This is a genomic window from Candidatus Tisiphia endosymbiont of Neophilaenus lineatus (assembly GCF_964264975.1).
In the GTDB taxonomy this organism is placed as follows: Bacteria; Pseudomonadota; Alphaproteobacteria; order Rickettsiales; family Rickettsiaceae; genus Tisiphia.
Genome location: NZ_OZ183649.1, coordinates 609851 through 634681 on the forward strand (window position 1 = coordinate 609851; position 24831 = coordinate 634681).

Here is a 24831-nt window from a genome sequence, read left to right on the forward strand (position 1 = left end):
AATAGTATCAAAAAGAGCTATATTTTTAGATTTCGGGCAGCAAGAAGTCTTTGAGTGCCTTCGTCCCAAATGGATTTAGCTGATGCAAATGCAATTCTTTGCTCAATTGCTGTTTTACTATATCTTCCAACATTTACGGCAAATATATTTCTGACTTTTCCCATCAGTGATAATTTACAGTGGGCTGAATTAGGATGCTTAAATTTAATTAATATCTTCTCGTTGCGCCTAGTTGGTTGATGAGCATTCTCAACACGATTATTTAGTCTTTTATGAGTGCGATGCTCAGTTTTAGGGCACATAAGCTTAATCGGCTTAATGTAACTTCTGAGCTTATCAGTAACAATTACTCTTGGAGCTGGATAATGACCCAATAATTTTGATAAAAAACGAATAGCTGATTTTTTGTTACGACGCTTCTGCAGTAATACTTCTAATTCATGCCCCTCAGAGTCAACAGCTCTCCATAATATCAATACCTCGACTTGAATCTTAATATTCATCTCATCTAAATGCCATTTATCAGTTGGTTTCCTCTCTCGCTTTCTGATAACATCTTGAAAATAAACCGCAAATTTATTGCACCAAAATCTTACTGTCTCATGACTTAAAATAATACCTCGATAGGCCATCTGTTCTTGTACATCTCTGTAACTATTATTGAATCGATGATATAACCATACTGCATGGCTAATAATGATTACTGGAAAACGATGTCTCTTTGGGGATTGAATAATACACATAGCACTGAAATTTAGGTAACAATTGTCACTGATAATCTATAAATTATTCCCTACATTTGCTCAATACTTAATTTACATTTCTCTTAACTTGACGGTGCCCTTCAAAGCATAAGATTGTACTTTTTTATCATCCTTTCTACTGAATTATCTAGCACAAGTTCTTGATAATTAGAAGCAAATTCTATCCATCGTAATTCGTTTGATTCAGAATTTTTTATAAAATAGTCGTTGCAAACGGTTTTTAATAAAAATCTCACATCATAATGATAATGTTCTTGGTCTATAGAATTATACCAATTGCAATAATTAACGCAGTGGTCTAAGATGGGTTTTTAACTGATAAAAGGTACTCAAATGGCTAGGTTAATATTACCACAAGGTTTTCATGGTCATGATTTTATAAAAATGATGAAACATGAGCCGCATGGTCGAAATCGTATACGTTTATTGGCGATGTATCACCTTCAATTAGGCAAATCTTTTAAAGCCATATCTGAAATAGTGAAGTCACACTGGAAAACCGTGCAATCATCGCTCAGAAGATTTAGGAATCATGGTTTTGAAGGATTATTTGAATCACAAAGAAGCGGTGCCCCTAGGAAGATTAACACTATACAAGAATCTGCTCTTTTTGATAAAATCAATACGCTCAGTAAAAGTAAAACTGGTGGGTATATAACTGGAAAAGAGCTACATATCATGTTACTTGAGGAATATGGTGCTAAATGTGCTTTAAAAACAGTCTACAATACTATGCACCGCCTTGGTTTTAGCTGGATTACTTCTCGTTCAATGCATCCAAAATCAAATCAAGAGACTCAAAATAGATATAAAAAAACTTTCCAGACATGTTAACAAAATTATTAGCAAAAAATATCGATAGATGTAAAGTTGATATATGGTCTCAGGATGAAACTAGAGTTGGGCAACAAGGTAGCTTAACTCGTATATGGGCTAAGCGTGGCACTAGACCCCGTAAAGTTCGGCAACAGCAATTTATTTCAACATATATTTACGGAGCTGCTTGCCATGAGACAGGAGAAGCTTGTGCATTAATTTTACCATATGCAAACACACAGGCAATGAATAAATTCTTAGAAGAGCTTTCTCGCAGTATTCAAGGCAACCGACATATAGCTTTACTAACGGATAATGCAGGTTGGCACACAGCCAAAAAACTCACTGTGCCAAGCAATATCACTTTGATACCGCTTCCACCCTATGCACCGGAACTTAATGCAATGGAACAAGTTTGGGAATGGATTAAAAATCATTTCTTGTCTAACCAATTGTTATGGTGTATATGAAGATATCGTTACTATGGCTTGTTACGCTTGGAATCAACTTGCTCATAATGTAGATTTAGTAAAATCAATTATGTATAGAGATTGGATAAATACACCGTGTTCATTATTGCAATTGGTATTACTAGGAATTAGATGAACATCTATATCATAAATCTGTCTAGAAATCGGCTCAATCTCTAAAATACCCGATTCTTCCTGTGCCTCTTTAATTGCTACAGCCAAAATGTTATTATTACCGTCACAATGTCCTCCTGGTTGCAACCATTTATCCAACTTACGATGATGCATCAGTAAGAACTTTGTTTTATCAGAATTAAGCAAGAATCCTGAAGCGGTAAAATGTCCTTCTTTTGTCTCCCTACTAAATGGATTTTTACAATTATCTAGAAAGTCCAACATCCTTTCTTTATATTCTTCTTGAAAATTGCTGACATAGTTTTTTATACTCTCACGTAAGTTCATAATACTTCTTTTCGTCCCATCTCTGTCATTTCCATTACAAGCTGCTTTATTTTCTCAACTCTTGATTTATTTACGATCAATAAAGCATCCTCAGTATTAATAATTATTATATTATCAACGGTACCGTCAAGTTAAGAGAAATGTAAATTAAGTATTGAGCAAATGTAGGGAATAATTTATAGATTATCAGTGACAATTGTTACCTAAATTTCAGTGCTATGTGTATTATTCAATCCCCAAAGAGACATCGTTTTCCAGTAAGCATTATTAGCCATGCAGTATGGTTATACCAATTGCAATAATTAACACGGTGTATTTATCCAATCTCTATACATAATTGATTTTACTAAATCTACATTATGAGCAAGTTGATTCCAAGCGTAACAAGCCATAGTAACGATATCTTCATATACACCATAACATTGGTTAGACAAGAAATGATTTTTAATCCATTCCTAAACTTGTTCCATTGCATTAAGTTCCGGTGCATAGGGCGGAAGCGGTATCAAAGTGATATTGCTTGGCACAGTTAGTTTTTTGGCTGTGTGCCAACCTGCATTATCCGTTAATAAAGCTATATGTCGGTTGCCTTGAATACTGCGAGAAAGCTCTTCTAAGAATTTATTCATTGCCTGTGTGTTTGCATATGGTAAAATTAATGCACAAGCTTCTCCTGTCTCATGGCAAGCAGCTCCGTAAATATATGTTGAAATAAATTGCTGTTGCCGAACTTTACGGGGTCTAGTGCCACGCTTAGCCCATATACAAGTTAAGCTACCTTGTTGCCCAACTCTAGTTTCATCCTGAGACCATATATCAACTTTACATCTATCGATATTTTTTGCTAATAATTTTGTTAACATGTCTGGAAAGTTTTTTTATATCTATTTTGAGTCTCTTGATTTGATTTTGGACGCATTGAATGAGAAGTAATCCAGCTAAAACCAAGGCGGTGCATAGTATTGTAGACTGTTTTTACAGCACATTTAGCACCATATTCCTCAACTAACATGATATGTAGCTCCTTTCCAGTTATATACCCACCAGTTTTACTTTCACTGAGCGTATTGATTTTATCAAAAATAGTAGACTCTTGTATAGTGTTAATCTTCCTAGGGGCACCGCTTCTTTGTGATTCAAATAATCCTTCAAAACCATGATTCCTAAATCTTCTGAGCGATGATTGCACAGTTTTCCAGTGTGACTTCACTATTTCAGATATGGCTTTAAAAGATTTGCCTAATTGAAGGTGATACATCGCCAATAAACGTATACGATTTCAACCATGCGGCTCATGTTTCATCATTTTTATAAAATCATGACCATGAAAACCTTGTGGTAATATTAACCTAGCCATTTGAGTACCTTTTATCAGTTAAAAACCCATCTTAGACCACTGCGTTAATTATTGCAATTGGTATAAAACAGCAATTGAGCAAAGAATTGCATTTGCATCAGCTAAATCCATTTTGGACGAAGCCACTCAAAGACTTCTTGCTGCCTGAAATCTAAAAATATAGCTCTTTTTGATACTATTTTACTTAACTTGACGGTGCCGTATGCTTTCTTTTCATAACTAATTACCTTAATTATTGATTGTATTTTTTCTAAAATTAAGTTTCAAAGATGACTCTCAGCAAATTGCCAATTAATCATATGTTCTATATAAACTGAGACATAGTCTAGACGCTTATTACGATAATCTATATAGTATGCATGCTCCCAAACATCACAGGTAAGCAGAGGTTTCATAGATTTAGTAATAGGAGTTTCACCATTACTAGTTTTTACTATTTTTAATTTCCCATTATTAGAGACTAACCACGCCCAGCCGCTACCAAATTGACTTACTGCTGCTTGCTTAAATTCAGTAGCAAAATTCTCATAACTGCCAAAATCTTTATTTATCTGTTCCAATATCTTACCAGTAGGCTTTCTTCCACCTGAAGGCTTAATAGAATGCCAAAAGAAAGTATGATTCCATATTTGTGCTGCATTATTAAATATGGCTGCTTCAGTTGGTTTTATGCTTGTAGAAATTATTAATTCTTCCAAACTTTTTTGCTGCAACTCCTGGTTATCTTGCAAAAGATTATTCAGGTTAGTTACATATGTTTGGTGGTGTTTCCTATGGTGGTAGTCAAAAGTTTCAGGGGAAAAATGCGGAACAAAATCACTTTTACCATAAGGTAATTCCGGTAAGACAAAAGGATAAGATGTTTGGTTAGATTGTTTGCAATATATCATAATTTCCTCAATTTTAGTATAAAATATTTACTTTTTTATTAAGCACTCTCGTTATCATTCCAATTCTAGATTAATAAAATTAATCCGAAATTGAGGTTTAGTATATCATAAGGCACCGTCAAGTTAAGTAAAATAGTATCAAAAAGAGCTATATTTTTAGATTTCAGGCAGCAAGAAGTCTTTGAGTGGCTTCGTCCAAAATGGATTTAGCTGATGCAAATGCAATTCTTTGCTCAATTGCTGTTTTACTATATCTTCCAACATTTACGGCAAATATATTTCTGACTTTTCCCATCAGTGATAATTTACAGTGGGCTGAATTAGGATGCTTAAATTTAATTAATATCTTCTCGTTGCGTCTAGTTGGTTGATGAGCATTCTCAACACGATTATTTAGTCTTTTATGAGTGCGATGCTCAGTTTTAGGGCACATAAGCTTAATCGGCTTAATGTAATACCAATTGCAATAATTAACGCAGTGGTCTAAGATGGGTTTTTAACTGATAAAAGGTACTCAAATGGCTAGGTTAATATTACCACAAGGTTTTCATGGTCATGATTTTATAAAAATGATGAAACATGAGCCGCATGGTCGAAATCGTATACGTTTATTGGCGATGTATCACCTTCAATTAGGCAAATCTTTTAAAGCCATATCTGAAATAGTAAAGTCACACTGGAAAACTGTGCAATCATCGCTCAGAAGATTTAGGAATCATGGTTTTGAAGGATTATTTGAATCACAAAGAAGCGGTGCCCCTAGGAAGATTAACAGTATACAAGAGTCTGCTATTTTTGATAAAATCAATACGCTCAGTGAAAGTAAAACTGGTGGTATATAACTGGAAAGGAGCTACATATCATGTTATACCAATTGCAATAATTAACACGGTGTATTTATCCAATCTCTATACATAATTGATTTTACTAAATCTACATTATGAGCAAGTTGATTCCAAGCGTAACAAGCCATAGTAACTATATCTTCATATACACCATAACATTGGTTAGACAAGAAATGATTTTTAATCCATTCCCAAACTTGTTCCATTGCATTAAGTTCCGGTGCATAGGGCGGAAGCGGTATCAAAGTGATATTGCTTGGCACAGTTAGTTTTTTGGCTGCGTGCCAACCTGCATTATCCGTTAGTAATACCAATTGCAATAATTAACGCAGTGGTCTAAGATGGGTTTGTAACTGATAAAAGGTACTCCAATGGCTAGGTTAATATTACCACAAGGTTTTCATGGTCATGATTTTATAAAAATGATGAAACATGAGCCGCATGGTCGAAATCGTATACGTTTATTGGCGATGTATCACCTTCAATTAGGCAAATCTTTTAAAGCCATATCTGAAATAGTGAAGTCACACTGGAAAACCGTGCAATCATCGCTCAGAAGATTTAGGAATCATGGTTTTGAAGGATTATTTGAATCACAAAGAAGCGGTGCCCCTAGGAAGATTAACACTATACAAGAATCTGCTCTTTTTGATAAAATCAATACGCTCAGTAAAAGTAAAACTGGTGGGTATATAACTGGAAAAGAGCTACATATCATGTTACTTGAGGAATATGGTGCTAAATGTGCTTTAAAAACAGTCTACAATACTATGCACCGCCTTGGTTTTAGCTGGATTACTTCTCGTTCAATGCATCCAAAGTCAAATCAAGAGACTCAAAATACATATAAAAAAACTTTCCAGACATGTTAACAAAATTATTAGCAAAAAATATCGATAGATGTAAAGTTGATATATGGTCTCAGGATGAAACTAGAGTTGGGCAACAAGGTAGCTTAACTCATATATGGGCTAAGCGTGGCACTAGACCCCGTAAAGTTCGGCAACAGCAATTTATTTCAACATATATTTACGGAGCTGCTTGCCATGAGACAGGAGAAGCTTGTGCATTAATTTTACCATATGCAAACACACAGGCAATGAATAAATTCTTAGAAGAGCTTTCTCGCAGTATTCAAGGCAACCGACATATAGCTTTACTAACGGATAATGCAGGTTGGCACACAGCCAAAAAACTAACTGTGCCAAGCAATATCACTTTGATACCGCTTCCGCCCTATGCACCGGAACTTAATGCAATGGAACAAGTTTGGGAATGGATTAAAAATCATTTCTTGTCTAACCAATGTTATGGTGTATATGAAGATATCGTTACTATGGCTTGTTACGCTTGGAATCAACTTGCTCATAATGTAGATTTAGTAAAATCAATTATGTATAGAGATTGGATAAACACACCGTGTTAATTATTATAATTGGTATAATAGGGGGTAAATTCAAGAATTACTTAGTTTGTCCGTGAAAACTATATAAACCGGCATCCTCTCACAGAGGTGTCTACTGATAAACATGTCTCACAGATGCGACAGAACCCTTTTTGAGACCAATTTAATTAACTTGACGATGCCGTCTAATTTGCTAAATTTTTCTCTAGACAGATAAGAATAATCTGTGTATATTGTATGTAAATTAATTAATTATATTAAGAATCATGAGTATTAAAGATATTGCATCTAAGGTAACTGATCTTGCTTATAAGGTAGGTTCATGTCATTATATGGCAACAGTGGAGCAATTGTATGATAAAACGTTGGTAGGGACTGGGTGGAATGTATTATGTAATTCTGCAGATTATGCAAATACTAATCAATATAGTTATAAATCAGTAGCATTAATCAATGCTAAAACTAAAGAAATTCATATTACTAGTGCTGGTACTAAACCAAATAAAGATGATATACTAGATGATATAAGGATTACTTTTGCATACACTCCTAATAAGCTTGAACCACTACAAAACTTTGTTAATAAGGTAATAGAATTAGTTGGTGGAAATGAAAAAGTGCAGGAATATACCTTTAGTACTAGTGGGCATTCTTTAGGTGGGATTATCTCAGATTTAACATCATGTGAAATTGGTTCAAGAGGTTTTAGTTTTGATAAATCTGTTACTTTTGATAATCCCGGTTCAAAAGAAGTTGTACAATATGCAATACGCAATAATTTATTTACTGGTACAGTGCAAACTACAATAGATGAATTATCAGAGCATTGTGAAGTGTATAATGCTAAGCCGAATTTTATTAATACTACTAATACCCAACTAGCTAAAAAGATACATTTACTTGTTCCTGACAATAAATACACTGATGTTGAAGTAATTGAGTCATCTGGGTTTTTTAATTACTTATATGATAAAGTAGGTGCAGTAGTAAATAAATGTGCAGACTATTTCGGAGTGACAAACGTAATAGAGCAAATACAAAGTCATAAACTATCTAATTTCAATCAAGATGGGATTACATATATTCCTGTAGAAAGTTGGAACAAAGGTTTGTTCAATAAAGAAAAGTTAATTGTACAAGATAGCAATCAATTAAAAAAACAGATGAAACATATTGATTCTACAGGTGATGATATAGTGCTATTGAGTTCGCAAGAAGAAAATGATAGCAGTCTAGTTTTTTTTGAGAAAAAAGAATATGATTGTAGAGATATTGTAAGAGCCTCATGTGCTACAGAGGCTGATTTAATTTTACCACAAGGATGTGGTTCATTAATAGAGATGGGATGGGACGTAATTAATTAATATGTTAACATATCCTATTGTTTTTTATATTGTGGATTGAGTTATAAATGTTACATTATCTTATTTTAAACCTAATAAAAAGTATACCGCCTGCTATAAATGCAGTGGTTCACTCTAGTATTAATCATTTGATGCCTAAAACAACTATAAAAATAAGCGATCAAGAAGCAATAGAAAATCTTTCTAATTTAGTAGTGACTACAAGTGCAGATGGATTTGATACTGTAACTCATATCGGTGTTGTGAAGGAAGTAAAGGGCTCAGAAGTTGAAGAGTAATTCCAAATATGAGATAGAAGCCTTGGAGTATCTGGTATCCAAACTCAATAACAACCAGCTTCAGCTGGTTGTTTGATATCTAGACTTCTTGCTGCATGAAATCTAAAAACATAGTAATGTAATTAACTTGACGGTGCCGTCTAACTTGCTAAATTTTTCTCTAGACGAATAGAACAATTATATTATATTACAAATATATTTGTAATATAATTAGGAAGAAAAAATATGGGACGTATTAATAATGGAAATTGGGTTAATCAGCATCGGAAGATCCAAGGAAAGTTTCAGAATAAACAAGATATTGAAGCATACTTATTTGATAAAAAGCTGAGTAATTGGAACAATATACAAGAAAATAATAGACTAAACACAGATGACTTACCTAATATTCCTGCCATACTGGATTACGAACCTAATCTTTCAAGACAGAGTATTATATAGCCTATTGATGGAAGTAAAGCACATACCCCTGCTACACAAGCTTTCTTGACCGCTCTTACCACCCTTTCTGTTATTTCTCCTAATATTACCGCTTCGTCTAAGAAATATATCTCGACAGATAGTCAAAATAGCTTATCACATACGGTAAGCAGTTGGTAAATATACTATATATGATAATGAGTTATACCAATTACAATAATTAACACGGTGTATTTATCCAATCTCTATACATAATTGATTTTACTAAATCTACATTATGAGCAAGTTGATTCCAAGCGTAACAAGCCATAGTAACGATATCTTCATATACACCATAACATTGGTTAGACAAGAAATGATTTTTAATCCATTCCCAAACTTGTTCCATTGCATTAAGTTCCGGTGCATAGGGCGGAAGCGGTATCAAAGTGATATTGCTTGGCACAGTTAGTTTTTTGGCTGCGTGCCAACCTGCATTATCCGTTAGTAATACCAATTGCAATAATTAACGCAGTGGTCTAAGATGGGTTTGTAACTGATAAAAGGTACTCCAATGGCTAGGTTAATATTACCACAAGGTTTTCATGGTCATGATTTTATAAAAATGATGAAACATGAGCCGCATGGTCGAAATCGTATACGTTTATTGGCGATGTATCACCTTCAATTAGGCAAATCTTTTAAAGCCATATCTGAAATAGTGAAGTCACACTGGAAAACCGTGCAATCATCGCTCAGAAGATTTAGGAATCATGGTTTTGAAGGATTATTTGAATCACAAAGAAGCGGTGCCCCTAGGAAGATTAACACTATACAAGAATCTGCTCTTTTTGATAAAATCAATACGCTCAGTAAAAGTAAAACTGGTGGGTATATAACTGGAAAAGAGCTACATATCATGTTACTTGAGGAATATGGTGCTAAATGTGCTTTAAAAACAGTCTACAATACTATGCACCGCCTTGGTTTTAGCTGGATTACTTCTCGTTCAATGCATCCAAAGTCAAATCAAGAGACTCAAAATACATATAAAAAAACTTTCCAGACATGTTAACAAAATTATTAGCAAAAAATATCGATAGATGTAAAGTTGATATATGGTCTCAGGATGAAACTAGAGTTGGGCAACAAGGTAGCTTAACTCATATATGGGCTAAGCGTGGCACTAGACCCCGTAAAGTTCGGCAACAGCAATTTATTTCAACATATATTTACGGAGCTGCTTGCCATGAGACAGGAGAAGCTTGTGCATTAATTTTACCATATGCAAACACACAGGCAATGAATAAATTCTTAGAAGAGCTTTCTCGCAGTATTCAAGGCAACCGACATATAGCTTTACTAACGGATAATGCAGGTTGGCACACAGCCAAAAAACTAACTGTGCCAAGCAATATCACTTTGATACCGCTTCCGCCCTATGCACCGGAACTTAATGCAATGGAACAAGTTTGGGGAATGGATTAAAAATCATTTCTTGTCTAACCAATGTTATGGTGTATATGAAGATATCGTTACTATGGCTTGTTACGCTTGGAATCAACTTGCTCATAATGTAGATTTAGTAAAATCAATTATGTATAGAGATTGGATAAATACACCGTGTTAATTATTGCAATTGGTATAAAACAGCAATTGAGCAAAGAATTGCATTTGCATCAGCTAAATCCATTTGGGACGAAGCCACTCAAAGACTTCTTGCTGCCTGAAATCTAAAAATATAGCTCTTTTTGATACTATTTTACTTAACTTGACGGTGCCTTATCAAAAGCTAAAAAACAGAAACTTGATTTTAATGAATTCTTATTGAGCGGTACAAAATTTGAACAACTAGAAATCAAGAGAGTGAGGGAAGAAACTTGGGAGACTTGAGTTATGAGATATCTTCTAGTACAGGGCATTTAAACATTGCAGCTTATCTAGCCATATTATATAATAATTATCTTAAAAATTGTTTCGGTATTTATGAACAAATGGATCTATTATTTTGGTACTAACGGTGGGGAAGGCAATGCTCAAATGAAAGACATACTCGGTAGTAAAGGAGCTGGTCTTGCTGAAATGTCTAACTTAAATTTACCTATTCCCGATGGTTTTACTATTACTACAGAACTTTGTAATTATTTTTATAAAAATAATTACAATTTGCCTGAAAATTTTAATAAGGATTTAGCGGTAGCTGTTAAAAATTTAGAAAATGCTACTGGTAAGATTTTTGGGGATCATAAAAATCCACTACTACTATCCGTCCGTTCAGGTTCAAGAGCCTCTATGCCCGGCATGATGGATACTATACTTAATCTTGGGTATAATGATCAAGTTTGCGATGTGCTATCCAGTACTGGAAATGAAATTTTTGCTCTTGACAGCTACCGAAGATTCTTAGAAATGTACGGATCAACAGTATTATCCGTTTCAAACGGATTATTTAAGAATGCATTTGAAATGCATAAGAGCAAATGTAATATTTATCAAGAGAACGAAATTGCTGGGGATTTCCTAAGAATAATAGTTGAAGAGTTTAAAAAGATAATCTTTAATCATTGTGGTGAATCGTTTTTTGATCCATATACACAACTAGAAGAATCAATAAAAGCCGTATTAAAATCTTGGACAAGTGGTAGAGCAATAACTTATAGAAAGCTACATAATATACCCAATGATTGGGGTACAGCGATTAATGTACAGTCAATGGTTTTTGGTAATCAAAACAATAATTCTGCAACAGGAGTAGTATTTTCACGTTGCCCTGCAACTGGTGAAAATAAGCTTTTTGGTGAATATCTAGTAAACGCCCAAGGTGAAGATGTAGTGTCAGGGACAAGAACCCCAAGCCCTATTATGTCAAACGATCATATTCCTGATTGCTCAATGCAAACAGTTATGCCACAAATATTTGATCAATTACAGAAAATTTGTAAGAAGTTAGAACTACATTACTTGGATATACAAGATATAGAATTCACCGTGGAAAACGGTAAGTTCTATGTCTTGCAAACACGTACTGCTAAAAGAACAGCTTTAGCCAGTATTAAAATTGCCACGGATATGGTACAAGAAGGACTGATTACTAAACAACAAGCAATAATGCGTGTAGATCCGGAATCTCTAACTCAGCTTTTGCACACGGCTATTGATTATAGCAATACTCTAAGCCCCATTGCTAAAGGACTGCCAGCATCTCCTGGGGCTGCCACTGGTATAGTAGTTTTTTCTCCATATGATGCCGAGAAAATGTCACATCACCATAAAGTAATTTTGGTACGCCATGATACTAGTCCTGAAGATATAAATGGTATGTATGTTTCAGCCGGTATTCTTACAGCTAGAGGCGGAATGACATCACATGCGGCTGTAGTCGCTAGAGGATTAGGAAAACCATGTGTTTGCGGGGCAAGTGATGTGGTAATAGATGAAAAAAAACAGCTCTTTAAAATAGGGGAAACTATCATTAATTATGGTGACTTAATAACTATAGATGGTGGAACAGGAAAAATTTTTTTAGGGGAAGTACCACTTATTCAGCCTAGTTTTACTAAGAAATTTCAAACAATTTTAGATTGGGCAGATGAATTTGCTACTTTAAAAGTTAGAGCCAATGCTGAAACTATTTTAGACGCTGGTGTTTCCATGAAATTTGGGGCGTGTGGAATTGGACTATGTAGAACAGAACATATGTTTTTTGACCCTGATAAAATTCCATTAGTACGAGAAATGATAATTGCTCCTGATATAGAACGGAGAAAACATACGATAAATAAATTATTGCCCTTGCAAATTCGAGATTTTAAGGCATTATTTCGAATTATGCATAATAAAGCCGTAAATATAAGACTGCTTGACCCTCCTTTACATGAATTTTTGCCAACAACAGAGATTGATAAAAGAAACTTAGCAGATGTTATGAATCTACCTTTAGCTGTTGTGGAACAACGTTTGCACGCATTATATGAAGTGAATCCCATGCTTGGACATAGAGGATGTCGCCTAGGTATTTCTTATCCTGAGATTTATCAAATGCAAATAATGGCAATTTTTACTGCTATCAGAGAATTGCAAATTGAAGAAAATATAAATATTGTTCTAGAGTTAATGATTCCGTTAATCAGTGACGTTAATGAGCTAAAAGCTTTAAAGATACATATACAAGATGTGATCATTGACATGGAGAATACTAACCAATGTAAGTTTGATTTTACTCTTGGTACTATGATCGAGCTACCAAGAGCTGCTTTAAAAGCTGGAGAAATTGCCAAGCAGGTAGATTACTTTAGCTTTGGTACCAACGATTTAACACAAACAACTTACGGCATTTCTAGAGATGATGTAGCGTCATTTTTTCCAGACTATTTGGAAAAAAAAATCTTTGCATTTGATCCTTTTAGTAAATTGGATGAGGAAGGGGTTGGTGAGTTAATAGAAATTGCTATAAAACGTGGGCTAAAAAACAACCCTACATTAAAACTTGGCGTATGCGGAGAACATGCGGGCAATCCTGATTCTATAGAGTTTTTTCATAAAATTGGTTTGCATTATATATCCTGTTCACCATACCGAATTCCTATAGCTAGGATTGCCGCAGCTCAAGCGGAAATAAAGAAATGTGGGTAAAAATATCCCGGTAAATCTATATTAATTATTATTTCTTTACCAAATATTTTCTCCGGTAAGATTATTCTTTTGGCATGTAATAACATTTCCTTGGATAAAGCCATGGCTTCTTGAGTACCATATTTTGTGTCACCTATTATGGGACAACCCAGCATTTTCGCATGAAATCGAAGTTGATGCATTCTGCCAGTAAGAGGAGTGAACTCAACTAGAGTCAAACCATTATTTAAGTTTTTTAGCAATTTATAGCAAGTTATGGCTAATTTGCCATGTTCTTCATCATTTTGTACAGTCTCATACGCCCCTCCCCTATTCTTCCCTATCATACCACTAATTTCTCCTTCATGTTGCGGAAGGTTACCTAAAACTACTGCAATATAGGTTTTCTGAATATTCTTTTCCTTAAAGGCTTTCACTAATTTTATACTACTCGCATAATTTTTAGCGATTAGTAATATACCTGAAGTATCTTGATCTAACCTATGTACTAGTTTTAAATCTGCCCCTTGGCTATTTAAATATTGTAGTGCATCATCTATAGATAGGCTTATTTTACTACCGCCTTGGGTTGCAAGACCTACTGGCTTATTAATTGCTATAAGCCACTCATCCTGATAAACTAGGTAATCCTTCATTAACTTACCAGCTAGTATAACTGTCGAACTCGAAAAAACCCTATCAGACGCTTTTTGAGGTTCTAAATTTAAACTATCCTCTATAAAAATTTGATCCCCAGCCTTTATTCGCAAATTTGCCGCTACCTTACAAGAATTAACCATTATCTGTTTAAACCTTAAGGCACGCTCAACCATCCCTTGGGTAAGGCTAGGATATAATTTCTTCAAGTAACGATCCAACCTACAAGGTAGTTCGATATCTACATTTAATATTGCCACTAGCTACTCTTTAACAAAAAATACCCCCATAATATACATGATAATAGTATAATAGCAAAAATCTGATGCACTAAGGCCATTAATATAGGTACTGAATATAAAATAGTAATTATGCCAGCTAACATTTGTAATATCAGCACACCAACAATATAATAAGCAACTTTGTTTAATTTAGGATGCTTGGTTTTTATTAGACTCAACACTAACAAACCAACACTAGTACAAACAATATACGCTCCAATTCTATGGATAAACTGAACAAAAACAGCATCACTTAAACTATCTCTACTCAATAGTGTAAAAGCTATTTCTTGAGGTATAAAACTATTCCCCATTAACGGAAAGCTATTATATACAAGCCCTGCATCAAGACCTGCAACTAGACCACCTAAAAAAATCTGTATATAAACTATAATAATAGTGAATATACAAAAGAATTTTGCTAAATTTAAACTTATTGTCCGTTCAACTAGTAAAATATCAAAACTATTTTTCATCAGCTGATAGAACAGTAAATTATAGATAATAACTGCAATAACCAAATGACAAGCTAAACGGAAATGACTGACATATGGCTGCGAAATTAGACCACTTTTCACCATATACCAGCCCATAAATCCTTGGACTGCAAATAATAACGATATCGCCAAATATACAGGCAGTAACCTTGTATCAATCCGTCCACGTACAAAAAAATATAGTAATGGTACTAGATACAACAAACCTGTTACTCTGCCAGCAAAACGGTGAATAAACTCAAGCCAAAAAATAAATTTAAACTCTGAGAGAGCCATATTAGTATTTTTTTGCTTATATTCAACAGATTGTTGATATTTAGCAAACTCATCCTGCCAATCAGCATTACCCAACGGGGGAACAATACCTGAAACCGGTTTCCATTCAACAATTGATAAACCAGCATCAGTAAGCCTAGTGAGACCTCCTAAAGAAATCATAAATATTACCATGCAGCAGCATACCGCCAACCAACGCTTTACTAATATGTGTGACATTAGACCCGCTACCTTTAATATCTATAATATAAAATATAACAAATTTTTATCGTCCACTAATACTCTTTTTCATTATGAACCTCATGTATGATATTTTTTACCTAAATATTCTATCAATAACAGCACCTACATCTAATTCTTCCATTTTTCCAGTCCTACGATCTTTTAGTTCGACCACATTATTTTCAGCTTTTTTAGGACCAATGATTATTTGGTATGGTGATCCTATAAGATCATGGGTGGCAAATTTGCTACCGGCTCTTTCATTGGTATCATCGTATAATACTTCTATTTTACTTGCCACAAGTTTATCATATAGATTTTGTGATAGTTCATTGCATTTGCTATCAAGTATGTTCAAATTTAATATTGATACCATAAAAGGAGCAATATTTGTAGACCATATAATCCCTTTATCATCATGACTTGATTCGATTATGGCAGCTAAAAGTCTTGAAATACCAATACCGTAAGAACTCATTTCCACTGGCACAAGATTACCATTATTACTATTTACTAAAGCATTCATGGCTTTGGCATATTTTGTGCCAATATAAAAAATATGCCCAACTTCAATACCCTTACTACTGGCAAGGTCATGTTCTGATAACAGGCATTTATCAGGATCATGCTTTTCTTCTGCTGCCGCATATAAGGTTTGTAATTTTTCAATATCTAAACTTTCCTGGTCTGTTAAAGATAGAAATTTTTTATCATAAAAAATTGTACTCTCACCATTATCAGCAAGAATATGGAACTCGTGGCTTAAATTGCCACCAATTGGACCATTATCAGCAAGTACTGGGATTACAGTTAAACCCATATCACGAAATGTTTGCATATAGGCTAGATACATCTGATTATAGGTTTTTACAGCACTTATTTGATCTATATCAAAAGTATATGCATCTTTCATTAAGAATTCTCTACCACGCATAACCCCAAAGCGAGGTCTAATTTCATCCCTAAATTTCCATTGAATATGATATAAGTTTTTTGGCAAATCCTTATAGGACTGAATATTATTTCTAAAAATATCAGTCACCATGTCTTCATTAGTAGGCCCAAACAATAACGTATTATCATGGCGATCTTGGAATTTTAGCATTTCTTTGCCATAATTCTCAAATCTTCCAGATTCCACCCATAAAGATGCTGGTTGAATACAAGGCATTAATATTTCAATAGCCCCTACCTTGTTCATATTAAGTCGAACGATATTTTCAACATTTTTAAGGACTTTTAAGCCTATCGGCAACCAGCTATAAATCCCAGCAGATTGCTGTCTTATCATACCACTTCTAAGCATCAACCGATGAGAAACCACTTGTGCCTCCACTGGTTCTTCCTTCAGCACAGGTAAAAAATATTTTGATAGTAACATAAAGTTTACCTTGGATTATTTTTTGGAAATAATATTTAGGAATTCGTGGCGATATTTCTGCTGCTCTATATATATACCTGTATAATGCATAGTATTCATAATACTATCATTTTGCATAACTCCTCTAAGAGTCATACAGCTATGTAATGCAGAAATCTTAACCGCAACACCTAGGGGCTGAATATATTTCTGTAATGTTTCAGCAATTTGTACAGTCATCTTTTCTTGAATCTGTAGTCTCCTAGCAAAAACATCAACTATCCTAGCGAGCTTGCTGATACCTATTATACAATTATCAGGTATATAAGCTATATTTACCGTACCAGTTATCGGTAACATATGATGTTCACAAAATGAATTAAAATGTATGTCTTTTAACACTATGAAATCCTGAAAATTACAAGTATCGTAAAATTTAGTCGTTAATATTTCTTCCACATCTCTATCATACCCAGAAAACACTTCTTGGTAAGTTTTTATTACTCTATAAGGAGTTTTGAGTAGCCCTTCCCTATTTGGATCTTCACCAATAAATCGTAATAAAGTTTTAACTGCCTCTTTGGCTTCTTCTGTAGTAGGTTTTTTCAAGTCCATTATTTTTATTCCAATTACTTAAACAAGATTCTTCTACCACAAATAATAACAAACATCAAGCCACCAACAATAGCAATCAGCCCACCACCACCCATTATACCCATTAATAATTTACTGCCAATAGTCATTTCTACCCCTGGTGTTTTTCGCATCACCCCGTACCCACCAGCAAAAAGAAGAGCTATAATATGTAACATTTGCCCTATAGTTATCGTTATAATTGCTGTTGTAAAATATGAGTTCTTCTGCTGTTTATCGTCACATAGAAGAAAGCAGAAACCCATACACGCTACACTAATCCCAACAATTGAACCATGATAGTGGGCAGGAATAGTAACATTCATACCTGTAATTAATATACCAATAAATCCCCCGGATAAAAATAATATGCTAGAACAAATTATGCTCATCTTTATATAGCTAACTTGATTACTATTTACTCGTAGCAAACTAGTGTCATTGCGAGGAGCTACTTTAGTAGCAACGAAGCAATCTATAACAGTGATTAGAAATGGATTGCTTCGTTGGCTTACGCTTCCTCGCAATGACGAAGTAATATTATTCAAATTAGCTGTAACTAGCTCATAAAACATTATTATCAAAGACAAAGTTTCTGCTATCCCGCCACCATATTTCATTTGTTTAGTGTAGTATTCTTTAAATTCAGCATCTATAATATCATATAATAAATGTCCACTAATAGCTGCAACACTTATAACAAAATTTAAATATAATAGTGCAAGGTACAGCTTTTTAAATCTTAATTCCTTACCTATCCACACATGGAATAACACTATCATTACTAATATCAAAATTTGCGTGTAAATAAACTGTAATAAATGCCCGCCACTCCAAAAAAGCAATTCATAGTAAAATTCCATATCGATTGGTACAAGTTTAATCATTTCTTGTAATTGGTAATAAGACCAAATAAAACATACCCATACTAATAGCCACATTATTACGGTAGAAAGAATAGTAAAATTAATGAGGGAGTTAAAGTAAGATATTTTGCAACAGTTCCATAATGTATATAAGGCAAATAACAATACAGATACACCAAACAAACTAATTCCGAGAATAAATATTAGATTCTCCAGCATTGGTATGTAATTGTTCATTACAGGAAAATTTTGGGCACAAAATGGTGATAAAGCTATTAGTGCAGTAGAAATAAATGCTATTATTACACATGTTATGCTGGGAGTTGTTGCCTCTAGATTATAGCTCCAAACACATGCTATAACTGACATCAACCAAACTAGGATTGATAAATTAACATGAATAACCAAAGCTGAGCGAAAAATTTCTGTATTTGAAAATAAGTTAACTAACATTGGAGTGCGGAGCATTACCAATATTATTGAATACACACCAGCAAGAGCAAGCGAAAATACACCATTCCTAAGCCAGTAAATAGCTAACTTATTATGGCTTAATTGTAGAATTATATTCTCAAGATTCATAAAGAATACTTACGAATGGTGGGTTTGAGAAGACTTGAACTTCCGACCTCACGCTTATCAGGCGTGTGCTCTAACCAGCTGAGCTACAAACCCTTAATACCCTTAGCATTTCAAGTGTTAGCAGTGTCATGCATCAGATATACTTTTTTAGCTGGCTTCACTTAGGATTATAAACCCAACATACGCAGATATATTTATGGTTTTAAGTACCCTAAAGTGGTGGGCTCGCCGGGATTCGAACCCGGGACAACCTGATTAAAAGTCAAGTGCTCTACCAGCTGAGCTACGAGCCCTAAATACGCTCTCGATGTCATTCCAGCTAAAAGCGGGAATCCATACTTAAAAGCCATATATAATAAGCTTTACTTTATCGTTTGAAAAGGTTATGTTGTCAACTATCGTTTAAAAAGGTTATGTTGTCAACAATTATTTTGTGTTGTCAACACTTAAATTTTAGTAAATATAGTCATATGGTAGTTTATGCACTCTGATGTTGCAATTATTATTCCTTCAAGACTTGATTCAGTAAGACTTCCCAAAAAACCTCTACAACTTGTAGGGGGAATCTCAATAATTGAGCGTGTTCTTAAGCAAGTATATTTAACCAAACTAAAAAATATTTATGTGGCAACTGATTCAGAAACTATAGCTAAAAAAGTTACTGATTGCAGTGGACAATTTATTATGACAAACCAAGAATGTCAAACTGGTACCGAACGTGTATACGAAGCATTTCAGCTAATCCCTAACAATCACCATATTAATTATATCCTGAATGTACAGGGTGATATGCCTTTTGTTGAACCGGAATCAATTATCAAAGTTATTGAAAGCCTAAAGTCCAGTAGCCATGATATTATGACCCCAGTAGTGAAAGTTGGTATAGATGCCGTAAATGGTCATAGTAATGTCAAAGTTATTACTGACCATAATGATAAGGCTTTGTATTTCTCTCGTAATCTCATTCCACACGGTGCAGAAGAATTTCTATATCATGTAGGAATGTATGGCTTTCGCAAAGAAGCATTAACTAAATTCATAAACTTACCTGTTTCAACTTTAGAATTAAGCGAAAAACTTGAACAACTAAGAGCATTACAAAATAACATGTCCATAGGGGTATGTTATGTTAACAATATTCCTATCTCTGTTGATACAATAGAGGATTTAAACAAGGCTATAGAGTTTTATCAAAAAAATATCAGTTAATAAATTATTTCCGTAGCATAATTAACGCAACAAACCTGCCCTGAGGCAAGCTGAATCCTTATGCTCCCGTTCTCATCTATGTCTTTAAAAATTCCTGAAATTTTTGTGTTTCCATCATTTACAGTAACCGTCTTACCTAACTTATAAGCTCTTTTAAGCCAATATTGTCTTATTTTACTAAACCCTTCTTGTTTCCATCTACTAAAATATTTTGCAAAGTTAATCATGAGAAGCTCTAATAAATATTCTAGATCTTTTACTTCTATATTCTCATCAGATAAATTGGTTGCCAATTGATCAATATTTAAAGAGCTTCCCTTAACGTTGATGCCAACACCTATAATGAGATAATTATTATCATTTATACTAATAGACTCAAGCAATATACCTGATACTTTCTTGTCATTTATCAAAACATCATTGGGCCATTTTAATTTAATAGAATTTTCTGAGCTAGCAGTCAAAGAATTGATAGTTTTATAAACAACAATAGCCATAACAAAAGATAATAGCGGAATATAGCTAAGATTAATCTTATGATTTAATAATATACTAACATGCAAATTCCCTAGACTAGAATGCCAAATTTTACTATTTCTTCCACGCGATTTTGTTTGATTTTTTGCCAATATTACATAGTTACCATCAGGACAAGTCTTAGCCATCCTAATCGCTTCAGAACTGGTACTATCTATCTCATCAAAAACTAGTAGCTTATATTTTTTCTGCCACGACATAGCTATAAACCATCCATAGCATCAGCAAATGGTTGGATAAAAACACACAGAAGCAATAAAACTCCAATAATCAAATAGCATATAAATTTTAAGCTCTTAGGTGTTGGTACTAAAACTAGTTTCAAACTTTCTCGTTTCAAACTTTTATCCGCTTCAAAAAAATACATAAACTTAACTATTTTCAGGTAATAATAAGCCGCTACAACACTTGTGCCAATAGCTATAAATGCTAGAGTAAATTGTTTCTCTATAATAGCCTGATAGAAAACGCTGTATTTCGCAAGAAATCCTGCCAGTGGTGGAATGCCTATCATAGAGAACATGATAATCGCAATCCCAGCAGCTAACGCCTTACGGGTAGAAGCAAGACCTTTAATATCATCAAAAGTTGCTGAATCTGATTTTTTACCTAGCAGAGTAATTAGGCAGGCAAAAAAGCCAGTGACAGAAGCAGCATAAATAACCATATATAGTAATGCTACTCTATCACCGTAAGGAGTATGAAAAGAAATAGCCATTAAAACATAGCCTATATTTAGAATAGTGCTGTAACCCATTAGCCTTTTGAGGGAGGTTTGTCTAATAGCACCAGCTGCCCCAATAAGCATGGACAAAATCGCAGTGATTTTTATTAGATCAACTGAAATTTGCTTATAATCTCCAATTACCATAGTCATTATATTTAATAATACCACCACATTACCAATTTTTGTGGCAGCAGAGAAATAGGTAATTGAAGGAATGGGAGACCCTTCATATACATCTAACGTCCAACTATGCAAAGGAGCAGCTGATAATTTAAATAAGATACCACTTAAAAAAAACACTAAGCCCACTATTAAACCAATATTTGGCTGCGGTGAATGATTCAATTTCTGAAAAATATTACTATAATCTAAACTACCGCCAAATCCATAAATAAAAGAAATGCCAAATAACGTTAGGCAGCTAATCAAAGACCCAAGAATAAAATATTTTAACGCTCCTTCTGATGCTTTAATATTATTCAGATTAAAGCCAGCTAATACATAGGCTACCAGTGCCTGTAACTCCATAGCAACAAATAAAAGTAAAAAATTACGGGCTGATATAGTAATAAAAACACCAACAGTAGAAAGTAGCACTAAGGTTATAAATTCTGTTTTAAACTCCTCCTTGGTGATTTTACAATATGCCTGATAAATCATCATAGTCATTATTGAAAATAATAAAATAAAGAATTTAAAACCAACAGTAAAATGATTAACGACAAAAGAATTACGAAAAGCTATTATACCATTACCTGAACCTTGTAAAGCAAGATACTGCAACTGTTGAAAAGCGACAATAAGTAATATTGCCGATAGTAATATCTGAGTATACCTTTCGCCTTTCAAGTGTTGGCGTTGTGGCACGATGGAACTTCGCGTAGGAACAACGGTTTGACTACGCCTAGTCTGCTCACCACTCGCAGACCTAGCCAACTCTTGAAATTCATCAGGTATATTGCTAATGGTTTTAGTTTTTTTACTAAATAACACTGCATATGTCTGAGTAAACAAAGCTAGTAAGGTCAGCATTATCTCAGGTAAAATAATTACAAATTGTTTAAAAATTGGGTCTGTCATATTGCAAATTTCTAAGTTTTTATATAAATGCTAATATATATTATAAAATCGCTAGGTTCTGTTGACAAAAATTATAACGTAACCATATTAAAGTTCCAACGAAATTTAGAAAAGCTAAGAAAGTGGCTGGAGCCTTATCAAATCTAGAAAATATACGCCTAAAATGTTTGATTTTACCAAATAAGCACTCAATTAAATATCGTTCCTTATAAGTATGTTTATCATATTCACGTTGTACTTTACGGTTAGATTTTGGTGGTATAACAATCTCATACCAATTGCAATAATGAACACGGTGTATTTATCCAATCTCTATACATAATTGATTTTACTAAATCTACATTATGAGCAAGTTGATTCCAAGCGTAACAAGCCATAGTAACGATATCTTTATATACACCATAACATTGGTTAGACAAGAAATGATTTTTAATCCATTCCCAAACTTGTTCCATTGCATTAAGTTCCGGTGCATAGGGCGGAAGCGGTATCAAAGTGATATTGCTTGGCACAGTTAGTTTTTTGGCTGTGTGCCAACCTGAATTATCCGTTAGTAAAGCTATATGTCGGTTGCCTTGAATACTGCGAGAAAGCTCTTCTAAGAATTTATTCATTGCCTGTGTGTTTGCATATGGTAAAATTAATGCACAAGCTTCTCCTGTCTCATGGCAAGCAGCTCCGTAAATATATGTTGAAATAAATTGCTGTTGCCTGTTGCCCAACTCTAGTTTCATCCTGAGACCATATATCAACTTTACATCTATCGATATTTTTTGCTAATAATTTTGTTAACATGTCTGGAAAGTTTTTTTATATCTATTTTGAGTCTCTTGATTTGATTTTGGATGCATTGAACGAGAAGTAATCCAGCTAAAACCAAGGCGGTGCATAGTATTGTAGACTGTTTTTAAAGCACATTTAGCACCATATTCCTCAACTAACATGATATGTAGCTCCTTTCCAGTTATATACCCACCAGTTTTACTTTCACTGAGCGTATTGATTTTATCAAAAATAGCAGACTCTTGTATACTGTTAATCTTCCTAGGGGCACCGCTTCTTTGTGATTCAAATAATCCTTCAAAACCATGATTCCTAAATCTTCTGAGCGATGATTGCACAGTTTTCCAGTGTGACTTCACTATTTCAGATATGGCTTTAAAAGATTTGCCTAATTGAAGGTGATACATCGCCAATACACGTATACGATTTCGACCATGCGGCTCATGTTTCATCATTTTTATAAAATCATGACCTTCAAAACCTTGCGGTAATATTAACCTAGCTATTTGAGTACCTATTTATCAGTTAAAAACCCATTTTATAACACCGTGTTCATTATTGCAATTAGTATTAAACCATTTATAGCTTACTTTTCTACTACCTCTTCGGTTTATCCACTTATGTACCATTTGTACAGTTCTATAGTAAAACTTATACCAATTGCAATAATTAACACGGTGTTAATTATTGCAATTAGTATCAATTCTTAGAAGAGCTTTTTCGCAGTATTCAAGGCAACCGACATATAGCTTTACTAACGGATAATGCAGGTTGGCACACAGCCAAAAAACTAACTGTGCCAAGCAATATCACTTTGATACTGCTTCCGCCCTATGCACCGGAACTTAATGCAATGGAACAAGTTTGGGAATGGATTAAAAATCATTTCTTGTCTAACCAATGTTATGGTGTATATGAAGATATCGTTACTATGGCTTGTTACGCTTGGAATCAACTTGCTCATAATGTAGATTTAGTAAAATCAATTATGTATAGAGATTGGATAAATACACCGTGTTAATTATTGCAATTGGTATAAAGCCTCTTCTTCTTGATTACCTTTGATATATCCAGATGAGCAAGCATGTGCTCTCACAATAGTTGCATCAATCATAATTGATTCCATATCTGCATCTACTTTAACATAATCCATTAAATCATCCCATATACCTTTGTCAACCCATCTCTTAAATCTGCGATAAATACTGTACCAACAACCATAATCATCAGCTAGAAAACGCCATTGGCAAACTGTTCTAACAATAAACCATATTGCTTCAATAAAATGTCTCATTTTTTCTTCATTCTTGTTGTGTATACCATTTCTTTCATTACAAAATGATAAAATTACTTCGCATGCTTGTTCTTCTATGTAATACTTCATATTGGTAGTTCCTTTTTTTGATAACTAGAAACTACCATTGCTTCTTACTATGGCAACTTTTTATTCCTCTTGCCTA

The 24831-nt window shown here is 34.0% G+C and carries 34 protein-coding genes, 2 tRNA genes and 1 pseudogene; 15 read left to right on the top strand and 22 right to left on the bottom strand.

Going from position 1 to position 24831, the window contains the following annotated elements:
- Positions 1 to 17: 17 nt before the first annotated feature.
- Positions 18 to 743 carry an IS6 family transposase gene (locus tag ACFE3K_RS03670; RefSeq protein ID WP_375359398.1) on the bottom strand — a complete coding sequence of 242 codons (726 nt, stop codon included), beginning with the start codon at positions 741 to 743 and terminating at the stop codon, positions 18 to 20.
- Between the two features lie 354 nt (positions 744 to 1097).
- Here ACFE3K_RS03670 and ACFE3K_RS03675 point away from each other — a divergent pair, with 354 nt between their 5' ends.
- From ACFE3K_RS03675 to ACFE3K_RS03685, 3 genes are read left to right on the top strand one after another with little or no spacing between them, the layout of a single operon-like run.
- Entirely contained in the window at positions 1098 to 1598 is a 501-nt protein-coding gene (locus ACFE3K_RS03675; RefSeq protein WP_375358475.1) for a helix-turn-helix domain-containing protein, read from the top strand.
- Positions 1592 to 2050, top strand: coding sequence for an IS630 family transposase (locus tag ACFE3K_RS03680; protein ID WP_375358821.1), 459 nt, complete (start codon positions 1592 to 1594; stop codon positions 2048 to 2050). Before ACFE3K_RS03675 ends, ACFE3K_RS03680 begins: the two co-directional genes overlap by 7 nt.
- Positions 1980 to 2186 (top strand): hypothetical protein, encoded by a 207-nt coding sequence (locus ACFE3K_RS03685; RefSeq protein ID WP_375359400.1) that lies wholly within the window; start codon positions 1980 to 1982, stop codon positions 2184 to 2186. The genes ACFE3K_RS03680 and ACFE3K_RS03685 overlap by 71 nt, the downstream gene beginning before the upstream one ends.
- Here ACFE3K_RS03685 and ACFE3K_RS03690 read toward each other — a convergent pair.
- The 6 genes from ACFE3K_RS03690 to ACFE3K_RS03715 all read right to left on the bottom strand — a co-directional run bounded on the left by ACFE3K_RS03690 (position 2093) and on the right by ACFE3K_RS03715 (position 5192).
- On the bottom strand, positions 2093 to 2512 hold the full coding sequence (locus ACFE3K_RS03690; RefSeq protein ID WP_375359401.1) for an NUDIX hydrolase: 420 nt from the start codon (positions 2510 to 2512) through the stop codon (positions 2093 to 2095). The genes ACFE3K_RS03685 and ACFE3K_RS03690 overlap by 94 nt on opposite strands.
- A gap of 302 nt (positions 2513 to 2814) precedes the next feature.
- Positions 2815 to 2946: a hypothetical protein gene (locus ACFE3K_RS03695; protein WP_375359402.1), complete on the bottom strand. Its 132-nt coding sequence runs from the start codon at positions 2944 to 2946 to the stop codon at positions 2815 to 2817.
- 21 nt (positions 2947 to 2967) lie between these two features.
- Positions 2968 to 3375, bottom strand: a complete 408-nt coding sequence (locus tag ACFE3K_RS03700; RefSeq protein WP_375359403.1) for an IS630 family transposase — start codon at positions 3373 to 3375, stop codon at positions 2968 to 2970.
- Positions 3369 to 3770: a helix-turn-helix domain-containing protein gene (locus ACFE3K_RS03705; RefSeq protein ID WP_375359404.1), complete on the bottom strand. Its 402-nt coding sequence runs from the start codon at positions 3768 to 3770 to the stop codon at positions 3369 to 3371. The genes ACFE3K_RS03700 and ACFE3K_RS03705 overlap by 7 nt, the downstream gene beginning before the upstream one ends.
- A 362-nt stretch (positions 3771 to 4132) precedes the next feature.
- On the bottom strand, positions 4133 to 4759 hold the full coding sequence (locus ACFE3K_RS03710; RefSeq protein WP_375359405.1) for a superoxide dismutase: 627 nt from the start codon (positions 4757 to 4759) through the stop codon (positions 4133 to 4135).
- Positions 4760 to 4922: 163 nt separating this feature from the next.
- Positions 4923 to 5192: a transposase gene (locus ACFE3K_RS03715; RefSeq protein WP_375359223.1), complete on the bottom strand. Its 270-nt coding sequence runs from the start codon at positions 5190 to 5192 to the stop codon at positions 4923 to 4925.
- An 85-nt stretch (positions 5193 to 5277) separates the two neighbouring features.
- Between ACFE3K_RS03715 and ACFE3K_RS03720 the strand changes: the two genes are divergently transcribed.
- A complete protein-coding gene (locus ACFE3K_RS03720; protein WP_375359406.1) occupies positions 5278 to 5601 on the top strand; it encodes a helix-turn-helix domain-containing protein in 324 nt (107 codons plus the stop codon).
- Positions 5602 to 5642: 41 nt separating this feature from the next.
- On the opposite strand, the gene ACFE3K_RS03725 is transcribed toward ACFE3K_RS03720, so the two are convergent.
- A complete protein-coding gene (locus tag ACFE3K_RS03725; protein WP_375359407.1) occupies positions 5643 to 5924 on the bottom strand; it encodes a transposase in 282 nt (93 codons plus the stop codon).
- A gap of 51 nt (positions 5925 to 5975) precedes the next feature.
- Here ACFE3K_RS03725 and ACFE3K_RS03730 point away from each other — a divergent pair, with 51 nt between their 5' ends.
- From ACFE3K_RS03730 to ACFE3K_RS03750, 5 genes are all read left to right on the top strand, one after another.
- Positions 5976 to 6476 carry a helix-turn-helix domain-containing protein gene (locus ACFE3K_RS03730; protein WP_375359408.1) on the top strand — a complete coding sequence of 167 codons (501 nt, stop codon included), beginning with the start codon at positions 5976 to 5978 and terminating at the stop codon, positions 6474 to 6476.
- Positions 6470 to 7030, top strand: coding sequence for an IS630 family transposase (locus ACFE3K_RS03735; protein ID WP_375358953.1), 561 nt, complete (start codon positions 6470 to 6472; stop codon positions 7028 to 7030). The genes ACFE3K_RS03730 and ACFE3K_RS03735 overlap by 7 nt, the downstream gene beginning before the upstream one ends.
- Before the next feature lie 245 nt (positions 7031 to 7275).
- Positions 7276 to 8373 (top strand): hypothetical protein, encoded by a 1098-nt coding sequence (locus tag ACFE3K_RS03740; protein ID WP_375359410.1) that lies wholly within the window; start codon positions 7276 to 7278, stop codon positions 8371 to 8373.
- Between the two features lie 47 nt (positions 8374 to 8420).
- The gene (locus tag ACFE3K_RS03745) at positions 8421 to 8651 is read left to right on the top strand and encodes a hypothetical protein (protein WP_375359411.1); all 231 of its coding nucleotides are present in this window, start codon (positions 8421 to 8423) and stop codon (positions 8649 to 8651) included.
- A 225-nt stretch (positions 8652 to 8876) separates the two neighbouring features.
- A complete protein-coding gene (locus tag ACFE3K_RS03750; RefSeq protein ID WP_375359413.1) occupies positions 8877 to 9092 on the top strand; it encodes a hypothetical protein in 216 nt (71 codons plus the stop codon).
- Positions 9093 to 9291: 199 nt separating this feature from the next.
- Here the strand turns inward: ACFE3K_RS03750 and ACFE3K_RS03755 are convergent, their stop codons facing one another.
- Positions 9292 to 9573: a transposase gene (locus ACFE3K_RS03755; protein ID WP_375359407.1), complete on the bottom strand. Its 282-nt coding sequence runs from the start codon at positions 9571 to 9573 to the stop codon at positions 9292 to 9294.
- A 51-nt stretch (positions 9574 to 9624) separates the two neighbouring features.
- Here ACFE3K_RS03755 and ACFE3K_RS03760 point away from each other — a divergent pair, with 51 nt between their 5' ends.
- The 4 genes from ACFE3K_RS03760 (at position 9625) to ppdK (ending at position 13682) form a co-directional block, all read left to right on the top strand.
- The gene (locus ACFE3K_RS03760; RefSeq protein ID WP_375359408.1) at positions 9625 to 10125 is read left to right on the top strand and encodes a helix-turn-helix domain-containing protein; all 501 of its coding nucleotides are present in this window, start codon (positions 9625 to 9627) and stop codon (positions 10123 to 10125) included.
- On the top strand, positions 10119 to 10538 hold the full coding sequence (locus ACFE3K_RS03765) for an IS630 family transposase (RefSeq protein ID WP_375359414.1): 420 nt from the start codon (positions 10119 to 10121) through the stop codon (positions 10536 to 10538). The genes ACFE3K_RS03760 and ACFE3K_RS03765 overlap by 7 nt, the downstream gene beginning before the upstream one ends.
- Positions 10507 to 10680: a hypothetical protein gene (locus tag ACFE3K_RS03770; RefSeq protein ID WP_375359129.1), complete on the top strand. Its 174-nt coding sequence runs from the start codon at positions 10507 to 10509 to the stop codon at positions 10678 to 10680. The genes ACFE3K_RS03765 and ACFE3K_RS03770 overlap by 32 nt, the downstream gene beginning before the upstream one ends.
- Positions 10681 to 11036: 356 nt before the next feature.
- Positions 11037 to 13682 (top strand): pyruvate, phosphate dikinase, encoded by a 2646-nt coding sequence (gene ppdK / locus ACFE3K_RS03775; protein WP_375359415.1) that lies wholly within the window; start codon positions 11037 to 11039, stop codon positions 13680 to 13682.
- Here ppdK and ACFE3K_RS03780 read toward each other — a convergent pair.
- The 7 genes from ACFE3K_RS03780 to ACFE3K_RS03810 form a co-directional block, all read right to left on the bottom strand.
- Positions 13655 to 14572 carry an RluA family pseudouridine synthase gene (locus ACFE3K_RS03780; RefSeq protein ID WP_375359473.1) on the bottom strand — a complete coding sequence of 306 codons (918 nt, stop codon included), beginning with the start codon at positions 14570 to 14572 and terminating at the stop codon, positions 13655 to 13657. The two genes, ppdK and ACFE3K_RS03780, sit on opposite strands and share 28 nt — an antisense overlap.
- Positions 14573 to 14577: 5 nt before the next feature.
- Positions 14578 to 15591, bottom strand: a complete 1014-nt coding sequence (locus tag ACFE3K_RS03785) for a COX15/CtaA family protein (protein WP_375359416.1) — start codon at positions 15589 to 15591, stop codon at positions 14578 to 14580.
- Between the two features lie 97 nt (positions 15592 to 15688).
- Positions 15689 to 16975, bottom strand: coding sequence for a proline--tRNA ligase (proS, locus tag ACFE3K_RS03790; RefSeq protein WP_375359417.1), 1287 nt, complete (start codon positions 16973 to 16975; stop codon positions 15689 to 15691).
- Between the two features lie 15 nt (positions 16976 to 16990).
- Positions 16991 to 17563, bottom strand: coding sequence for a GTP cyclohydrolase I FolE (gene folE / locus ACFE3K_RS03795; protein WP_375359418.1), 573 nt, complete (start codon positions 17561 to 17563; stop codon positions 16991 to 16993).
- Between the two features lie 20 nt (positions 17564 to 17583).
- Positions 17584 to 19035, bottom strand: coding sequence for a hypothetical protein (locus ACFE3K_RS03800; protein WP_375359419.1), 1452 nt, complete (start codon positions 19033 to 19035; stop codon positions 17584 to 17586).
- A gap of 16 nt (positions 19036 to 19051) precedes the next feature.
- Positions 19052 to 19128: transfer RNA gene (locus tag ACFE3K_RS03805), tRNA-Ile, on the bottom strand.
- A 124-nt stretch (positions 19129 to 19252) separates the two neighbouring features.
- A tRNA-Lys gene (locus tag ACFE3K_RS03810) sits at positions 19253 to 19328 on the bottom strand.
- 187 nt (positions 19329 to 19515) lie between these two features.
- Here ACFE3K_RS03810 and ACFE3K_RS03815 point away from each other — a divergent pair.
- Entirely contained in the window at positions 19516 to 20244 is a 729-nt protein-coding gene (locus tag ACFE3K_RS03815) for a 3-deoxy-manno-octulosonate cytidylyltransferase (RefSeq protein ID WP_375359420.1), read from the top strand.
- On the opposite strand, the gene ACFE3K_RS03820 is transcribed toward ACFE3K_RS03815, so the two are convergent.
- From ACFE3K_RS03820 to ACFE3K_RS03840, 5 genes are all read right to left on the bottom strand, one after another.
- Positions 20241 to 20981, bottom strand: coding sequence for a biotin--[acetyl-CoA-carboxylase] ligase (locus tag ACFE3K_RS03820; protein WP_375359421.1), 741 nt, complete (start codon positions 20979 to 20981; stop codon positions 20241 to 20243). The two genes, ACFE3K_RS03815 and ACFE3K_RS03820, sit on opposite strands and share 4 nt — an antisense overlap.
- Positions 20982 to 20983: 2 nt before the next feature.
- A complete protein-coding gene (locus tag ACFE3K_RS03825; protein ID WP_375359422.1) occupies positions 20984 to 22588 on the bottom strand; it encodes an NADH-quinone oxidoreductase subunit N in 1605 nt (534 codons plus the stop codon).
- Between the two features lie 269 nt (positions 22589 to 22857).
- A complete protein-coding gene (locus tag ACFE3K_RS03830; protein WP_375359474.1) occupies positions 22858 to 23310 on the bottom strand; it encodes a transposase in 453 nt (150 codons plus the stop codon).
- Complete coding sequence (locus ACFE3K_RS03835; RefSeq protein WP_375358425.1) at positions 23252 to 23383, bottom strand: hypothetical protein; 132 nt, start codon at positions 23381 to 23383, stop codon at positions 23252 to 23254. The genes ACFE3K_RS03830 and ACFE3K_RS03835 overlap by 59 nt, the downstream gene beginning before the upstream one ends.
- The gene (locus ACFE3K_RS03840; protein ID WP_375359423.1) at positions 23377 to 23826 is read right to left on the bottom strand and encodes a helix-turn-helix domain-containing protein; all 450 of its coding nucleotides are present in this window, start codon (positions 23824 to 23826) and stop codon (positions 23377 to 23379) included. The genes ACFE3K_RS03835 and ACFE3K_RS03840 overlap by 7 nt, the downstream gene beginning before the upstream one ends.
- 257 nt (positions 23827 to 24083) lie before the next feature.
- Here ACFE3K_RS03840 and ACFE3K_RS03845 point away from each other — a divergent pair.
- Positions 24084 to 24392: pseudogene (locus ACFE3K_RS03845) on the top strand (transposase); the annotation flags it as partial.
- On the opposite strand, the gene ACFE3K_RS03850 reads toward ACFE3K_RS03845, so the two are convergent.
- Positions 24393 to 24755: a transposase gene (locus ACFE3K_RS03850; protein ID WP_375359424.1), complete on the bottom strand. Its 363-nt coding sequence runs from the start codon at positions 24753 to 24755 to the stop codon at positions 24393 to 24395.
- Positions 24756 to 24831 lie beyond the last annotated feature (76 nt).

Excerpts from the sequence above, each read along its gene's own strand:
- ACFE3K_RS03670 (WP_375359398.1), bottom strand. The coding sequence starts at position 743 with ATGTGTATTATTCAATCCCCAAAGAGACATCGTTTTCCAGTAATCATT.
- ACFE3K_RS03675 (WP_375358475.1), top strand. The coding sequence starts at position 1,098 with ATGGCTAGGTTAATATTACCACAAGGTTTTCATGGTCATGATTTTATA.
- ACFE3K_RS03680 (WP_375358821.1), top strand. The coding sequence starts at position 1,592 with ATGTTAACAAAATTATTAGCAAAAAATATCGATAGATGTAAAGTTGAT.
- ACFE3K_RS03685 (WP_375359400.1), top strand. The coding sequence starts at position 1,980 with ATGCAATGGAACAAGTTTGGGAATGGATTAAAAATCATTTCTTGTCTA.
- ACFE3K_RS03690 (WP_375359401.1), bottom strand. The coding sequence starts at position 2,512 with ATGAACTTACGTGAGAGTATAAAAAACTATGTCAGCAATTTTCAAGAA.
- ACFE3K_RS03700 (WP_375359403.1), bottom strand. The coding sequence starts at position 3,375 with ATGTTAACAAAATTATTAGCAAAAAATATCGATAGATGTAAAGTTGAT.
- ACFE3K_RS03705 (WP_375359404.1), bottom strand. The coding sequence starts at position 3,770 with ATGTATCACCTTCAATTAGGCAAATCTTTTAAAGCCATATCTGAAATA.
- ACFE3K_RS03710 (WP_375359405.1), bottom strand. The coding sequence starts at position 4,759 with ATGATATATTGCAAACAATCTAACCAAACATCTTATCCTTTTGTCTTA.
- ACFE3K_RS03715 (WP_375359223.1), bottom strand. The coding sequence starts at position 5,192 with ATGTGCCCTAAAACTGAGCATCGCACTCATAAAAGACTAAATAATCGT.
- ACFE3K_RS03720 (WP_375359406.1), top strand. The coding sequence starts at position 5,278 with ATGGCTAGGTTAATATTACCACAAGGTTTTCATGGTCATGATTTTATA.
- ACFE3K_RS03730 (WP_375359408.1), top strand. The coding sequence starts at position 5,976 with ATGGCTAGGTTAATATTACCACAAGGTTTTCATGGTCATGATTTTATA.
- ACFE3K_RS03735 (WP_375358953.1), top strand. The coding sequence starts at position 6,470 with ATGTTAACAAAATTATTAGCAAAAAATATCGATAGATGTAAAGTTGAT.
- ACFE3K_RS03740 (WP_375359410.1), top strand. The coding sequence starts at position 7,276 with ATGAGTATTAAAGATATTGCATCTAAGGTAACTGATCTTGCTTATAAG.
- ACFE3K_RS03745 (WP_375359411.1), top strand. The coding sequence starts at position 8,421 with ATGTTACATTATCTTATTTTAAACCTAATAAAAAGTATACCGCCTGCT.
- ACFE3K_RS03750 (WP_375359413.1), top strand. The coding sequence starts at position 8,877 with ATGGGACGTATTAATAATGGAAATTGGGTTAATCAGCATCGGAAGATC.
- ACFE3K_RS03760 (WP_375359408.1), top strand. The coding sequence starts at position 9,625 with ATGGCTAGGTTAATATTACCACAAGGTTTTCATGGTCATGATTTTATA.
- ACFE3K_RS03765 (WP_375359414.1), top strand. The coding sequence starts at position 10,119 with ATGTTAACAAAATTATTAGCAAAAAATATCGATAGATGTAAAGTTGAT.
- ACFE3K_RS03770 (WP_375359129.1), top strand. The coding sequence starts at position 10,507 with ATGCAATGGAACAAGTTTGGGGAATGGATTAAAAATCATTTCTTGTCT.
- ppdK (WP_375359415.1), top strand. The coding sequence starts at position 11,037 with ATGAACAAATGGATCTATTATTTTGGTACTAACGGTGGGGAAGGCAAT.
- ACFE3K_RS03785 (WP_375359416.1), bottom strand. The coding sequence starts at position 15,591 with ATGTCACACATATTAGTAAAGCGTTGGTTGGCGGTATGCTGCTGCATG.
- proS (WP_375359417.1), bottom strand. The coding sequence starts at position 16,975 with ATGTTACTATCAAAATATTTTTTACCTGTGCTGAAGGAAGAACCAGTG.
- ACFE3K_RS03800 (WP_375359419.1), bottom strand. The coding sequence starts at position 19,035 with ATGAATCTTGAGAATATAATTCTACAATTAAGCCATAATAAGTTAGCT.
- ACFE3K_RS03815 (WP_375359420.1), top strand. The coding sequence starts at position 19,516 with ATGCACTCTGATGTTGCAATTATTATTCCTTCAAGACTTGATTCAGTA.
- ACFE3K_RS03820 (WP_375359421.1), bottom strand. The coding sequence starts at position 20,981 with ATGTCGTGGCAGAAAAAATATAAGCTACTAGTTTTTGATGAGATAGAT.
- ACFE3K_RS03825 (WP_375359422.1), bottom strand. The coding sequence starts at position 22,588 with ATGACAGACCCAATTTTTAAACAATTTGTAATTATTTTACCTGAGATA.
- ACFE3K_RS03835 (WP_375358425.1), bottom strand. The coding sequence starts at position 23,383 with ATGTTAACAAAATTATTAGCAAAAAATATCGATAGATGTAAAGTTGAT.
- ACFE3K_RS03840 (WP_375359423.1), bottom strand. The coding sequence starts at position 23,826 with ATGATGAAACATGAGCCGCATGGTCGAAATCGTATACGTGTATTGGCG.
- ACFE3K_RS03850 (WP_375359424.1), bottom strand. The coding sequence starts at position 24,755 with ATGAAGTATTACATAGAAGAACAAGCATGCGAAGTAATTTTATCATTT.